The 14,047-nt window shown below is 66.8% G+C and carries 13 protein-coding genes; 5 read left to right on the forward strand and 8 right to left on the reverse strand.

Features of this window, described 5'->3' with window-relative positions:
- Positions 1–25 precede the first annotated feature (25 nt).
- From HWW87_RS06720 to HWW87_RS06755, 8 genes are all read right to left on the reverse strand, one after another.
- Entirely contained in the window at positions 26–922 is an 897-nt protein-coding gene (locus HWW87_RS06720) for a polysaccharide deacetylase family protein (protein ID WP_175819680.1), read from the reverse strand.
- 13 nt (positions 923–935) lie between these two features.
- Positions 936–1,991 carry a bifunctional UDP-4-keto-pentose/UDP-xylose synthase gene (locus HWW87_RS06725; protein WP_011352307.1) on the reverse strand — a complete coding sequence of 352 codons (1,056 nt, stop codon included), beginning with the start codon at positions 1,989–1,991 and terminating at the stop codon, positions 936–938.
- A complete protein-coding gene (locus HWW87_RS06730) occupies positions 1,988–2,935 on the reverse strand; it encodes a formyltransferase (RefSeq protein ID WP_175819681.1) in 948 nt (315 codons plus the stop codon). Before HWW87_RS06730 ends, HWW87_RS06725 begins: the two co-directional genes overlap by 4 nt.
- A complete protein-coding gene (locus tag HWW87_RS06735; RefSeq protein ID WP_175819682.1) occupies positions 2,932–3,984 on the reverse strand; it encodes a glycosyltransferase in 1,053 nt (350 codons plus the stop codon). The genes HWW87_RS06730 and HWW87_RS06735 overlap by 4 nt, the downstream gene beginning before the upstream one ends.
- A 6-nt stretch (positions 3,985–3,990) precedes the next feature.
- Positions 3,991–5,142, reverse strand: coding sequence for a DegT/DnrJ/EryC1/StrS aminotransferase family protein (locus HWW87_RS06740; RefSeq protein WP_175819683.1), 1,152 nt, complete (start codon positions 5,140–5,142; stop codon positions 3,991–3,993).
- A 130-nt stretch (positions 5,143–5,272) separates the two neighbouring features.
- Entirely contained in the window at positions 5,273–5,644 is a 372-nt protein-coding gene (locus HWW87_RS06745; protein ID WP_027784623.1) for an EamA family transporter, read from the reverse strand.
- 13 nt (positions 5,645–5,657) lie between these two features.
- Positions 5,658–7,334, reverse strand: a complete 1,677-nt coding sequence (locus tag HWW87_RS06750) for a glycosyltransferase family 39 protein (protein WP_175819684.1) — start codon at positions 7,332–7,334, stop codon at positions 5,658–5,660.
- A 123-nt stretch (positions 7,335–7,457) separates the two neighbouring features.
- On the reverse strand, positions 7,458–7,832 hold the full coding sequence (locus tag HWW87_RS06755; protein WP_012328660.1) for an Mth938-like domain-containing protein: 375 nt from the start codon (positions 7,830–7,832) through the stop codon (positions 7,458–7,460).
- A 316-nt stretch (positions 7,833–8,148) separates the two neighbouring features.
- Between HWW87_RS06755 and HWW87_RS06760 the strand changes: the two genes are divergently transcribed.
- The 5 genes from HWW87_RS06760 (at position 8,149) to moaD (ending at position 14,039) form a co-directional block, all read left to right on the forward strand.
- Entirely contained in the window at positions 8,149–9,387 is a 1,239-nt protein-coding gene (locus tag HWW87_RS06760; protein ID WP_059233980.1) for a pyridoxal phosphate-dependent aminotransferase, read from the forward strand.
- A gap of 53 nt (positions 9,388–9,440) precedes the next feature.
- The gene (locus HWW87_RS06765; RefSeq protein ID WP_174388110.1) at positions 9,441–10,769 is read left to right on the forward strand and encodes a homoserine dehydrogenase; all 1,329 of its coding nucleotides are present in this window, start codon (positions 9,441–9,443) and stop codon (positions 10,767–10,769) included.
- A 12-nt stretch (positions 10,770–10,781) separates the two neighbouring features.
- The gene (thrC, locus tag HWW87_RS06770) at positions 10,782–12,233 is read left to right on the forward strand and encodes a threonine synthase (protein ID WP_175819685.1); all 1,452 of its coding nucleotides are present in this window, start codon (positions 10,782–10,784) and stop codon (positions 12,231–12,233) included.
- A gap of 281 nt (positions 12,234–12,514) precedes the next feature.
- Complete coding sequence (gene glp / locus HWW87_RS06775; RefSeq protein WP_175819686.1) at positions 12,515–13,762, forward strand: gephyrin-like molybdotransferase Glp; 1,248 nt, start codon at positions 12,515–12,517, stop codon at positions 13,760–13,762.
- Positions 13,763–13,781: 19 nt separating this feature from the next.
- Positions 13,782–14,039: a molybdopterin converting factor subunit 1 gene (moaD, locus tag HWW87_RS06780; RefSeq protein ID WP_006478642.1), complete on the forward strand. Its 258-nt coding sequence runs from the start codon at positions 13,782–13,784 to the stop codon at positions 14,037–14,039.
- The last annotated feature ends 8 nt before the right edge of the window (positions 14,040–14,047 follow it).

Genomic DNA, 14,047 nt, shown 5'->3' on the forward strand with positions numbered 1-14,047 from the left:
CGGCGACGCCGGCTCGCGCGCGAACTCAGTCGGGCTGGACGATCAGTTCACCGGAGCGGCCGGGGATTTCGCCCCACGTGACAGGGTACGATGGCAGCGAGTCGCGGTCCAGCGTCGCGTGGTAGTCGCCCATCGTCGCAAACGTGTGGCCTTGCGCCCGCCAGCCGGCGAGCAGTTGCTCGAATACGGGCGCGAGCTTCTGGCCTTCCAGTTCCGCATGCAGCGTGAACACCTGGTCGTGCGGATTGGTTTCGGTGAACTTGAGGAGGTGCGCGGCGACGTTGTGCGTGTCGACGCCGTCGATGCCGAGCACTTCGTCGAGCGTCGGCAGCGTGGTCGGCATCTGCACGTGCGACAGCGTGCGGCCGCCGACGACGGGCAGGTACGGCGAGTGGCCGCGACCGTCGGATGCGTAGCGCATCCCCCATGCGTCGATCTGCTCGAACGCGGCGTCGTTCATCTGCCAGCCGGCCGCGCCGTGCGTGACGGGCGGCGTGCCGAAGATCTCGATGAAGCGCGCGTGACTCTTCTGCATTTCACGCGCGGTCCAGTCGCGATCGCGTACGCGCACGTTGTCCTGCCAGTACACGTGATCCCACGTGTGGATCCCGCATTCGAAGCCGGCCTCGTGAATCGCGCGCATGTCGGCGATCGCACGGCGGCCGATGTCGGGGCCCGGCAGCAGCACGCCGTACATCAGCTGCTTCACGCCGTAGTGTTCGACCACCGACGTGCGCGACACCTTCTTCAGGAAGCCCGGGCGGAACACGCGCCGCAGCGCCCAGCCCGTGTGATCGAGCCCGAGGCTGAAGAGGAAGGTCGCGCGCGCATTGAAGCGGTCGAAGATGCGCGCGAGGTTCGGCACGCCTTCGCGCGTGCCGCGCAGCGTGTCGACGTCGATCTTGAGGACGATACGAGCCAAGCGAGCGTCCCGGTCAGCCTTGCTGTTCGACGAGCGCGCGCGCGTCGGCGACGTGGCCGCGATACGCTTCGAAGATGTTGCGCAGCGCGTCGTCGAACGTCGCCTGCGGCGCCCAGCCGAGCTCCTGCATCGTGTTGTCGATCTTCGGCACGCGGTTCTGCACGTCCTGGTAGCCGTTGCCGTAGTAGGCGCCGGACGTCGTTTCGACGAGCTTCACCTGCTTGGCCGAATCGGCGTACTCGGGGAATTCCGCGGCCAGTTCGAGCATCTTGTGCGCGAGCTCGCGAACCGAGAAGTTGTTCTTCGGATTGCCGATGTTGTAGATCTTGCCCGACGCGACGCCGTCCTTGTTGTCGATGATCTTCATCAGCGCGCTGATGCCGTCGCCGATGTCGGTGAACGCGCGCTTCTGCGAGCCACCGTCGACGAGGCTGATGTTCTCGCCGCGCACGATGTGGCCGAGGAACTGCGTGACCACGCGCGAGCTGCCTTCCTTCGGCGTGTAGATCGAGTCGAGGCCCGGGCCGATCCAGTTGAACGGACGGAACAGCGTGAAGTTCAGGCCTTCCATCCCGTAGCCCCAGATCACGCGGTCCATCAGCTGCTTCGAGCACGCGTAGATCCAGCGCGGCTTGTTGATCGGGCCGTAGGTGAGCGCCGACGCGTCCGGGTCGAACTGCTCGTCCGAGCACATGCCGTAGACCTCGGAGGTCGACGGGAACACGAGGTGCTTGCCGTACTTGACGGCCGAACGCACGATCGGCAGGTTCGCCTCGAAGTCGAGTTCGAACACGCGCAGCGGCTGCTGGACGTAGGTGGCCGGCGTGGCGATCGCGACGAGCGGCAGGATCACGTCGCACTTCTTCACGTGATACTCGACCCACTCCTTGTTGATCGTGATGTCGCCTTCGAAGAAATGCATCCGCTCGTGGTTGACGAGGTCGCCCAGCCGGTCGGTCTGCATGTCCATGCCGAACACTTCCCAATCGGTGGTTTCAAGAATGCGCTTCGACAGGTGATGGCCGATGAAGCCGTTCACACCCAGGATCAGGACTTTTTTTGCTTTCATGAATGACGGGAAGAATGAATGAACTGCGCGAATTCCGCGGGCGTCACGACGGTTTCGCTGCCGTCGCGCTGCTGCCACAGCTCGAGAATGGATAGGGCGCGGCTGTCGCCGCAGACGCCGAATAGCGCATTATCGCTTACGTGCAGGCCGGGCGGCAAATCTGCTGCGGCGGCCGCTGCCGCGCTGCCGGGCGCCGCGAGGCGCGCGCGGGCGATCACGAAGCGCGCGCCGCCGATGTCCGTGAATGCGCCCGGATACGGGGGCGCGACCGCGCGCACCAGGTTGTAGACCTGCGCGGCCGGCTTCGACCAGTCGACGCGGCCGTCCTCGGGCTTGCGCCCGCCGTAGTAGCTGCCGGTCGCGAGATCGTTCGGCAGGTGCGGCGCCTCGCCCGCGAGCAGCGCGGGCAGCACGCGCCACAGCGTCTGCTCGGCGGCCACCGTGACCTTGTCGAACACCTGCGCGGCCGTGTCGTCCGGCAGGATCGGCACCGCGGTCTGGGCGATGATCGCGCCCGCGTCGGGCTTGGCGGCCATCTCGTGCAGCGTCGCGCCGGTCTCGGTCTCGCCGTTCAGCACGGCCCAGTTGGTCGGTACCCGACCCCGGTATTTCGGCAGCAGCGAGCCATGCATGTTGTACGCGCCGCGCGGCGCGATCGCGAGCAGGTCCACCGGCAGCATGTGCCGGTAGTAGAACGAGAAGATGAAATCGGGCTGCGCGTCGGACACCGCGCGGCGCAGTGCCGGATCGACGGGATCGGCCGGCGTGACGACCGGAATGCCGTGTTCGGCCGCGACGGACGCGACGCTGCCGAACCAGATGTTCTCGTTCGGATTGTCCTCGTGCGTGACGACCAGCGCGACGTCGACGCCGCGCGCGAGCAGCACCTGCAGGCATCGCACGCCGACGTTGTGATACGCGAAGACGACCGCGCGCGGCTTCATTGCACGGCTCCTGGGCGGTGCGCGGCGGCCGGCACCGGCGGCACGCCGTCGTGCTGCTCGAGCACGGCCTGGATCAGGTAGCGCGGCCGCGCGCGCACCTGCTGGTAGATGCGGCCGACGTATTCGCCGAGCAGGCCGAGCGCGAAGATGATCACGCCGAGCAGGAAGAACGTGATCGCGAACAGCGTGAACACGCCTTGCACTTCCGCGCCGACGATGAAGCGGCGCACGAGCAGCAGCAGGAACAGCGCGGCGGAGCCGAGCGACAGGATCACGCCGATGAATGACAGCCACTGCAGCGGCACGACCGAGAAGCCCGTCACGAGGTCGAAGTTCAGCCGGATCAGGCTGTACAGCGAATACTTCGATTCGCCCGCGAAGCGTTCCTCGTGCGCGACCTCGATCTCGGTCGGGTTCTGCGCGAACGTATAGGCGAGCGCGGGGATGAACGTGTTGACTTCGCCGCACACGTTGATCGTGTCGATGATGCGGCGGCTGTATGCGCGCAGCATGCAGCCCTGGTCGGTCATCTTGATACGCGTGATGCGCTCGCGCAGCCGGTTCATCATCTGCGACGCCTTGCGCCGCCACAGGCTGTCCTGGCGCTGCTTGCGGATCGAGCCGACGTAGTCGTAGCCCTCGCGCATCTTCGTGATCAGCTTGCCGATTTCCTCCGGCGGGTTCTGCAGGTCGGCGTCGAGCGTGATGACGATCTCGCCGCGCGACTGCGCGAAGCCGGCGAGGATCGCCATGTGCTGGCCGTAGTTGCCGTTGAGCAGCACCACGCGCGTCGTGTCGGGCCGTACGTGGAACTGATCGGCGAGCATCGCGGCCGAGCGGTCGCGGCTGCCGTCGTTGATCAGGATCACTTCGTACGACGTGTCGAGTGCGTCGAGCGCCGGATACAGCCGCGCGAACAGCGCGGCGAGGCCGTCTTCCTCGTTGTACACGGGGATGATGACCGATACTTCGGGCCGGCCGGCGTCCAGGTGCGCGGCGCCCGGATGCCCGGCGCCGGGATGCCCGACGCGTGCTTCAAGGTGACTCATGTACGCTTATTTTCCGTATTGTTCGCAAATCTGATTGACGGCGTCGACCACGCGACGCACGTCGCCTTCCGTCATCTGCGTAAACAGCGGCAGCGTGACGGTCGACGCGCCGTACCGTTCGGCGTGGGGGAACATGCCCTCCTTGAAACCGCGCGCACGGTACAGCGTGAAAAGATGGATCGCCGGGTAGTGGATGCCGGTGCCGATGCCGCGTTCCTTCATCTGCGCCATGAATTCGGCGCGCGTGATCGTCAGCCGCTCGAGCGGCAGCGTGACCAGGAACATGTGCCAGTTGCCGTTCTCGAATTCGGCGACCGGCAGGCCGACGCCGAGCTTCACGGCCGCGCCGCCGTCGAACGCGGCGAAATACGCGCGGGCGAGTGCGCGGCGCTGCGCGGTGAAGCGCTCGATGTGCGGCAGCTGGCCGAGGCCGACGCGCGCGGCGACGTCGGTCAGGTTGTACTTGCCGCCGAGCACGTCGCAGTCCATCCCGTCGAAGCCGGTGCGGGTGATGCCCTGCAGCCGGTACTTCTGCGCGAGTACGGCTTCGTCCTCGTTGTTCAGCACGAGCGCGCCGCCTTCGATCGTCGTCAGGTTCTTGTTCGCGTGGAAGCTGAACGACACGATGTCGCCGATCGCACCGATGCGCTTGCCGTGCCACGTCGAGCCGAACGCCTGCGCGGCATCCTCGATCACGCGCAGGTTATGCGCGCGGGCGATCGCGTACAGGCGGTCCATGTCGACCGGCAGGCCGGACAGGAACACGGGGATGATCGCCTTCGTGCGCGGCGTGATCGCCTGCTCGAGCTTGTCGAGGTCGATGTTGCGCGTGACGGGATCGATGTCCGCGAACACGGGCGTCGCGCCCGTTTCGATGATCACGTTGCTGGTCGAGACCCACGACGCCGGCGTCGTGATCACCTCGTCGCCGGGGCCGACGCCCGCGATGCGCAGGCCGATCTCGAGCGTGCAGGTGCCCGAGTTGAATGCGCGGACCGGACGGCCGCCGCAGTACTCGGACAGCGCGGCTTCGAATTTCTGGCACTGCGGGCCGGTGGTGATCCAGCCCGAGCGCAGCACGTCGACGACGCCCTGGATAGTTTCCTCATCGATCTCGGGGCGGGTGAACGGCAGAAACGGAGCGGTAGTCTGGCTCATGAACGCGTTGGGCCTGTAATGGCGTGTAATAAAAGGGTCGGGCGATCCGTCCGAAACCGGCATTAAACACCGGTTGGCGGATTCGTACCGTGATTTTTTGTAGGCGGACGCTTAACGCCGCGGGCCGCGCTCAGCTGCGCGCGAGCACGAGCACGCCGATCAGGATGATGCCGATGCCGACCAGCCGCTGGACCGACAGCACCTCGCCGAACAGGTACCACGCCGCGAACGCGTTGACGACGTAGCCGAGCGACAGCATCGGGTACGCGATCGACACGTCGACCCGCGACAGCCCGACGATCCACACGACGACGCTCAGCACGTAGCAGCCGAGGCCGCCGATGATCGGCAGCTGGGTCGCGATCTTGAACCCGACCGGGATGATGTTCGCACGGCTGAATTCGAAGTGTCCAACGGCGTTGACGCCGGCTTTCAGCAGAAGTTGCGCACAGGCGTTGAGCATCACGCCGGTGATGATGCAGACGAACGAAACGGGATTCATGCGGGGGACGTCCTTACGATTGCGGTTTCTCGACGATCACGCGGCGGTTGTCGCGCGCGATCACGCGCATCGGCACGCCTTCCTTGACCAGCGTGTCGTACTGGCCGGGCCCCATGATCGCGAGCGCATGGGTGTCCTGGTTCCAGCGCGTGATCCATTCGCCGACGGTCGGGATCCACTTGTTCGGCTCGACCGAGATCCCGAACGCGAGCTCGTCCTGGCGCTGCACCATGATCGTCGTGTGGCCCATGTAGAACGGGAACGTGTGATCGAGCATTTCGACCGAGTAGAACGGCGTATCGGGCGGCAGCTTCGCCAGTTCGGCGCGCACGGCCGGCGCGAGCAGCGCGCCCGAGCTGTAGCGGCCGAACTCGTCGTGCCCGCTGCCGCCGATCGTGCCGAACGCGAGCCACGCGGCGCCGAATGCGGCGAGCGCGGCGGCCACCCCCGCGCGGCGGTTCAGCCACGCGGCCGTGAGCGTCAGCGCGGCCGCGACCGCGAGACCGGCGTACAGCCACATCTGGAACGCGCGGTACAGCGCGTTCGGCGTGCGTGCGTCGCCCTGGTACGCGAGGAAGATGATCCCGAACGCCGCGGCGACGAAGAACACGAGGTAGCCGAGCAGGTGGCGGCGGAAGCGGTCGGCCGTCATCAGCGGCAGGTACGCGCCGATGATCAGCGCGAGCGCCGGCGCGACCGGCAGCACGTACGAGATCAGCTTCGAATGCGACGCGCTGAAGAACAGGAAGATGAACGCGCTCCAGATCAGCAGCACGAGCATCGGCGCGAAGCCGTTCGGCTGGCGCGGCATGCGCAGCGCATGGCGGATGCTCTGCCACGCGACCGACAGCCACGGCAGGAAGCCGACCAGCAGCACGGGCACGAAGTAGTACAGCGGGCCCGGGCGGTTCTGTTCCGGGGTCAGGTACCGGCGGAACTGCTGGACGACGAAGAAGAAGTTGAAGAACTCGGGGTTGCGCTGCTGAACGAGCACGAACCACGGCGTGACGATCGCGAAGAAGATCACGAGGCCGCTGACCAGGTACAGCCGCTTCCACAGCGCCCAGTCGCGCGCGATCAGCGTATACAGCACCAGCACGGCGCCGGGCAGGATCAGGCCGACGAGGCCCTTCGACAGCACGGCGAACGCCATCGCGGCCCAGCACGCCCACATCCAGCCGCGCACCGCGGCCGGGCGCAGCCCGGGCCGCTGCGCGAGCAGCAGCGAGCAGAGCGACAGCGCCATCCAGAACGCGAGGCCCATGTCGAGCGCGTTGAAGTGGCCCATCAGGTTCCAGTACGGCGAGCTGGCGAGCACGACGGCCGCGAGGAAGCCCGACAGCGGGTTGAACAGGCGCGCGCCGGTGTAGCCGACGAGCAGCACGCCGGCGAAGCTCGCCACCGCGGTATAGAGGCGCGCCTGCCATTCGCCGATGCCGAACCACGCGAACGTCAGCGCGTTCAGCCAGGTCTGCAGCGGCGGCTTCTCGAAGTACTTGTAGCCGTTGTAGCGCGGCGTGATCCAGTCGCCGGTGACGAACATCTCGCGCGCCATTTCCGCATAGCGGCCTTCGTCGCTCGGGATCAGGTGGCGCAGCCCGAGCGGCGCGAACCAGACGATCGCGAGCGCGACGAGCAGGAGGACGAGCGTGATGCGATTGAGCGGTAGCCTCGACGGCGTATCGTTCATGGGTTTTCAGCCTGTTTGGTTGTTGTGACGGGCCGCCGGCTGGGTGCGCCGGGGGCGGGCGGCCTGGCCGGGCGATCCGGGGATCGACCCGCTGCGCCGGCCCGAGTTTTACCGCATCGGGGATTAACGTTCAATTAAGAGCGCGGCGGCGACTTTGCGGCCCTCGGCCATCAGGATGTTGTAGGTGCGGCAGGCGGCCTGGAAATCCATCGTCTCGACGCCGATCCGCTTCGCGGTGAGCGCCGCGACGAGCCGCGGGTGCGGAAAGCGCAGCCGCGCGCCGCTGCCGAAGATCACGAGTTCGGGCGTCGGGTCGAGCAGCATCGCGAAATGCTCGGGCGCGAGCGCGTCGAACGACGACACGGGCCAAGCCTGGACCGGCGCGCCGGGCAGCACGATGACGCTCGTTTCATGGCGTTCGAGATTGACGTCGACATAATCGGGGCCGTAGCCGGTGACGGTGTTGAGCGCGCCGCTCGTGTCCTGGTGCAGTTTCAAATCGGTATTCCGCGGTTCCGTAGGGGAATGGGTTGCAGGGCCGTACGGGCCCGGCTGGGCCGGTTTCGCGCCCTCGGACACGCGCGGACGCCCGACGGCGCGGGCCCGGCGCGGCTATGGTGCATTGCGAAAGTCGGCCAAAATCCGCTAAATTATAACTTTTTGGTCGCCTGCGGGCGCCACTTGCGTCGTGCGCCGCCACAAGCCGCGTCCGACCGCCGCTTTTTCCCAGTCTAGACAGCGCGCACAGACCGGCCGCTTTCCAGTTTTGATCCCGTCCCCCCGGCCGCAAGGCCAACCCAGGAACCGTGTCGTCGTGAAACCGATTCAGAAGTCGAACAAGCTGCTCAACGTCTGCTACGACATCCGTGGCCCGGTGCTCGAGCACGCGAAGCGCCTCGAGGAAGAAGGCCACCGCATCATCAAGCTGAACATCGGCAACCTCGCGCCGTTCGGGTTCGACGCGCCGGACGAGATCATCCAGGACATGATCCGCAATCTGCCTGCATCGTCCGGCTATTCGGATTCGAAGGGCGTGTTCTCGGCGCGCAAGGCCGTGATGCACTACACGCAGGAAAAGGGCGTCGTCGGCGTCGGCCTCGACGACATATACATCGGCAACGGCGCGTCCGAGCTGATCGTGATGGCGACCCAGGCGCTGCTGAACGACGGCGACGAAGTGCTGCTGCCCGCGCCCGACTACCCGCTGTGGACGGCGGCCGTGAGCCTGTCGGGCGGTACGCCCGTGCACTACGTGTGCGACGAGCAGAACGCGTGGATGCCCGATCTCGACGACATCCGCAGCAAGATCACGCCGAACACGAAGGCGATCGTCGTGATCAACCCGAACAATCCGACCGGCGCGCTTTATTCCGACGAATTGCTGCTCGAGCTGCTCGAGATCGCGCGCCAGCACGGGCTGATCGTGTTCGCCGACGAGGTCTACGACAAGATCGTCTACGACGGCCTCGAGCACACGGCGATGGGTGCGCTGTCGGAGGACGTGATTACCGTCACGTTCAACAGCCTGTCGAAGAGCTATCGCTCGTGCGGCTATCGCGCGGGCTGGATGGCCGTGTCGGGCCTCGGCGGCGACAACCGCCGGCGCGCGAAGGATTACCTCGAAGGGCTCGGCATCCTGTCGTCGATGCGCCTGTGCGCGAACGTGCCCGGCCAGTTCGCGATCCAGACGGCGCTCGGCGGCTACCAGAGCATCAACGAGCTGATCGTGCCGAGCGGGCGCCTGTACAAGCAGCGCGAACTCGCGTATGACATGCTGACGTCGATCCCGGGCGTGACCTGCGTGAAACCGCAGGCCGCGCTGTACATGTTTCCGCGCCTCGACCCGAAGCTCTACCCGATCCAGAACGACCAGCAGTTCATTCTCGACCTGTTGCTCGAGGAACGCGTGCTGCTCGTACAGGGCACGGGTTTCAACTGGGCGACGCCGGACCACTTCCGCGTGGTCTTCCTGCCGAACCTCGACGACCTGACCGATTCGATCAACCGGATCGCACGCTTCCTCGACGGCTACCGCAAGCGCCATTCGGTCTGAGCGGGCAGGGCCACACGGCACTCACTACTTCTTACTCATCGATCACACGCAGCATGGAACCGATCAAAGTTGGCCTGTTGGGCTTCGGCACCGTCGGTAGCGGCACCTTCACGGTGTTGCACCGCAACCAGGAAGAAATCAAACGACGCGCGGGGCGCGGCATCGAGGTCGCGCGCATTGCCGTGCGCAACCCGGCCAAGGCGCAGGCTGCGCTCGGCGCGCACGCCGGCACCGTGCAGATCACCGACGATTTCAACGCAGTCGTCGACGATCCGTCGATCGCGATCATCGCCGAGATGATCGGCGGCACGGGCATCGCGCGCGAGCTCGTGCTGCGCGCGATCGCGAACGGCAAGCACGTCGTGACGGCGAACAAGGCGCTGCTCGCGGTGCACGGCACCGAGATCTTCGAAGCCGCGCGCGAGCAAGGCGTGATGGTCGCGTTCGAGGCAGCCGTTGCCGGCGGCATCCCGATCATCAAGGCGCTGCGCGAAGGCCTGACCGCGAACCGCATCCAGTACATCGCCGGCATCATCAACGGCACGACGAACTACATCCTGTCGGAAATGCGCGACCGCGGGCTCGACTTCGCGACCGCGCTGAAGGCCGCGCAGGAACTCGGCTACGCGGAAGCCGATCCGACCTTCGACATCGAAGGCGTCGACGCCGCGCACAAGGCGACCATCATGAGCGCGATCGCGTTCGGCGTGCCGGTGCAGTTCGACCGCGCGTACGTCGAAGGCATCAGCAAGCTCGACGCGACCGACATCCGCTACGCGGAAGAGCTCGGTTACCGGATCAAGCTGCTCGGCATCGCGCGCCGCGCCGCAAACGGCATCGAGCTGCGCGTGCACCCGACGCTGATCCCGGAAAAGCGCCTGCTCGCGAACGTCGAGGGCGCGATGAACGCGGTCGTCGTGCACGGCGATGCGGTCGGCACGACGCTGTACTACGGCAAGGGCGCGGGCGCGGAGCCGACCGCGTCGGCCGTCGTCGCGGATCTCGTCGACGTCACGCGCCTGCATACGGCCGACCCCGAGCATCGCGTGCCGCACCTCGCGTTCCAGCCGGACAGCCTGTCCAACACGCCGATTTTGCCGATCGAGGAAGTGACGAGCGGCTACTACCTGCGCCTGCGCGTCGCCGACCAGACCGGCGTGCTGGCCGCCATCACGCGGATCCTCGCCGAATCGGGCATCTCGATCGACGCGCTGCTGCAGAAGGAATCGGAGCAGATCGACGGCGCGAACGGCGAGACCGACATCATCCTGATCACGCACGAGACGGTCGAGAAGAACGTCAATGCGGCGATCGCGCAGATCGAGAGCCTGGCGACGGTGGTCTCGAAGGTAACGAAGCTGCGCATGGAAGCGCTGAACTGAGCTGAGGACGACATGAACTACATCTCCACGCGCGGCGCCGGCATCGGCGAGCGCCATACGTTCTCCGACATCCTGCTCGGCGGTCTCGCGAAGGACGGCGGGCTTTACCTGCCGGCCGAGTATCCGAAGGTGTCCGCCGCCGAACTCGTGCGCTGGCGCACGCTGTCGTACGCGGATCTCGCGTTCGAGATCCTGTCGAAGTTCTGCGACGACGTGCCGGCCGACGACCTGCGCGCGATCACGCGCCGCACGTACACGGCTGCCGTGTACAGCAACACGCGCCATGGCGAGAACGCGTCCGACATCACGCCGCTGAAGACGCTCGGCACCGAGCACGGCACGGCGCTGTCGCTGCTCGAACTGTCGAACGGCCCGACGCTCGCGTTCAAGGACATGGCGATGCAGTTGCTCGGCAACCTGTTCGAGTACACGCTCGCGAAGCACGGCGAAGCGCTGAACATCCTCGGCGCGACGTCGGGCGACACGGGCAGCGCAGCCGAATACGCGATGCGCGGCAAGGCCGGCGTGCGCGTGTTCATGCTGTCGCCGCACAAGAAGATGAGCGCGTTCCAGACGGCGCAGATGTTCAGCCTGCAGGATCCGAACATCTTCAACCTCGCGGTCGAAGGCGTGTTCGACGATTGCCAGGACATCGTGAAGGCCGTGTCGAACGATCACGCGTTCAAGGCGCAGCAGAAGATCGGCACGGTCAACTCGATCAACTGGGCGCGCGTCGTCGCGCAGGTCGTGTACTACTTCAAGGGCTACTTCGCGGCGACACAGTCCAACGACGAGCGCGTGTCGTTCACGGTGCCGTCGGGCAACTTCGGCAACGTCTGCGCGGGCCACATCGCGCGGATGATGGGGCTGCCGATCGCGAAGCTGGTGGTCGCGACCAATGAGAACGACGTGCTCGACGAGTTCTTCCGCACCGGCGCGTATCGCGTGCGCAGCGCCGAGCACACCTATCACACGAGCAGCCCGAGCATGGACATCTCGAAGGCATCGAACTTCGAGCGCTTCGTGTTCGACCTGCTCGGCCGCGATCCGGCCCGCGTGATGCAACTGTTCCGCGACGTCGAGGAGAAGGGCGGCTTCGATCTCGCGGCGAGCGGCGATTTCGCGCGCGTCGCCGAATTCGGTTTCGTGTCGGGCCGCAGCAGCCACACCGACCGCATCGCGACGATCCGCGACGTGTTCTCGCGTTACGACACGATGATCGATACGCATACGGCCGACGGCGTGAAGGTCGCGCGCGAGCATCTGGAGGCCGGCGTGCCGATGGTCGTGCTCGAGACGGCACAGCCGATCAAGTTCGGCGAGACGATCCGCGAAGCGCTCGATCGCGAGGCCGAGCGGCCGGCCGCGTTCGACGGGCTCGAGGCGCTGCCGCAGCGTTTCGAGGTCGTGAAGGCCGACGCACAGCAGGTGAAGGACTTCATCGCCGCGCATACGGGCGCATGACGCAGCACCGGGCCGCGGGTTGCAAGCCCGGCGGCGCAGGACGGCCGGAATGCCGATTCGTCGCACGGATCGGGGTTCCGGCCGTTTTGTTTGGCGGCGGCACGGCGGGCGCGGAGCCGGCCGGGCGCATGCATGCCGTCCGATGCCGCGCGGAACGCGAAACAAGTGTCAGTGCCGCGCGTGCGCGCCGATCACAGTTCTCGCATGTCGGCCATATCGCGCGTCCGCGCGACGGCGTCGCTACAATGATGTATTGAATCCAACGATCCCCGATTCCATCGATGTCGAACCCGAATCCCGCGGCGCCGCGCGCGCCGATGCTGTCGACCGCCGAAGCGCTCGCCGCGCTGCTCGATGCCGCGAAGCCGCTGCCCGGTGCCGAAACCGTCGCCACGCTCGACGCGCTCGGCCGCGTGCTGGCGGCCGACGTGAGCTCGCCGCTCGATGTGCCGCCGATGCATACGAGCGCGATGGACGGGTATGCGGTGCGTGTCGCCGACCTGCTGCACGGCGATCGGCGCTTGCCGGTGTCGCAGCGCATTCCGGCCGGGCATCCGGCCGCGCCGCTCGCGGCCGGCACGGCTGCGCGGATCTTCACCGGCGCGACGGTGCCGCCCGGCGCCGACGCCGTCGTAATGCAGGAGCAGGCATCGGCCGACGGCGACGCGGTCGAGATCCTGCACACGCCGAAGGCCGGTGAATGGATCACCGCGCAGGGCGCGGATATCCGTCAGGGTGCGGTGATCCTGCCGGCCGGCACGCGGCTCACGCCGCAGGCGCTGGGTCTCGCCGCATCGGTCGGTTGCGCGCAGTTGTCGGTCGCGCGGCGGATTCGCGTCGCGGTGTTCTTCACCGGCGACGAACTGACGATGCCGGGCGAGCCGCTGAAGCCCGGCGCGATCTACAACTCGAACCGCTTCACGCTGCGCGGGCTGCTCGAGCGGCTCGGCTGCCACGTGACCGACTACGGGATCGTGCCCGACTCGCTGGCCGCGACGCGCGACACGCTGCGCGAGGCGGCCCGCGATCACGACGTGATCCTGACGAGCGGCGGCGTATCGGTCGGCGACGAGGATCACGTGAAGCCGGCGGTCGAGGCCGAAGGGCGGCTCGCGCTGTGGCAGATCGCGATGAAGCCCGGCAAGCCGCTTGCGTACGGCGCGGTGCGCCGCGGCGACGAGCGCGCCGACGCGCATTTCATCGGGCTGCCCGGCAACCCCGTCTCGAGCTTCGTCACGTTCCTGCTGTTCGTGCGGCCGTTCCTGCTGCGCCTGTCCGGCGTGCGCGACGTCGCGCCGCGCGCGTTGTCGCTGCGTGCCGATTTTTCGCAGAGCAAGGGCGACCGGCGCAACGAATTCCTGCGTGCGCGCGTCAATGCGGCCGGCGGCCTCGACCTGTTCCCGAACCAGAGCTCGGCCGTGCTCACGTCGACGGTCTGGGGCGACGGCCTGATCGACAATCCGCCGCAGCACGCGATCAGCGCAGGCGAGACCGTGCGTTTCATTCCGTTTTCCGAATTGCTGTCGTAACGCGACGGCTTCCCGAACCATGAAGATTCAGCTGAAATTTTTTGCAAGCGTGCGTGAAGCACTGGGCGTGGCCGACGAAGAAGCCAACGTGCCGGACAGCGTGACGACCGTCGGCGACGTGCGCGCGTGGCTGCGCGTGCGCGGCGGCGCGTGGGCCGACACGCTCGCCGAAGGGCGTGCGTTGCGGATGGCCTGCAACCACGAGATGACCGACCCCGACACGCGGCTCACCGAAGGCTGCGAGGTCGCGTTTTTCCCGCCGGTGACGGGCGGTTGAGGGGACGG

The sequence above is a fragment of the Burkholderia sp. BCC0419 genome (assembly GCF_902830285.1).
Classification (GTDB): Bacteria; Pseudomonadota; Gammaproteobacteria; order Burkholderiales; family Burkholderiaceae; genus Burkholderia.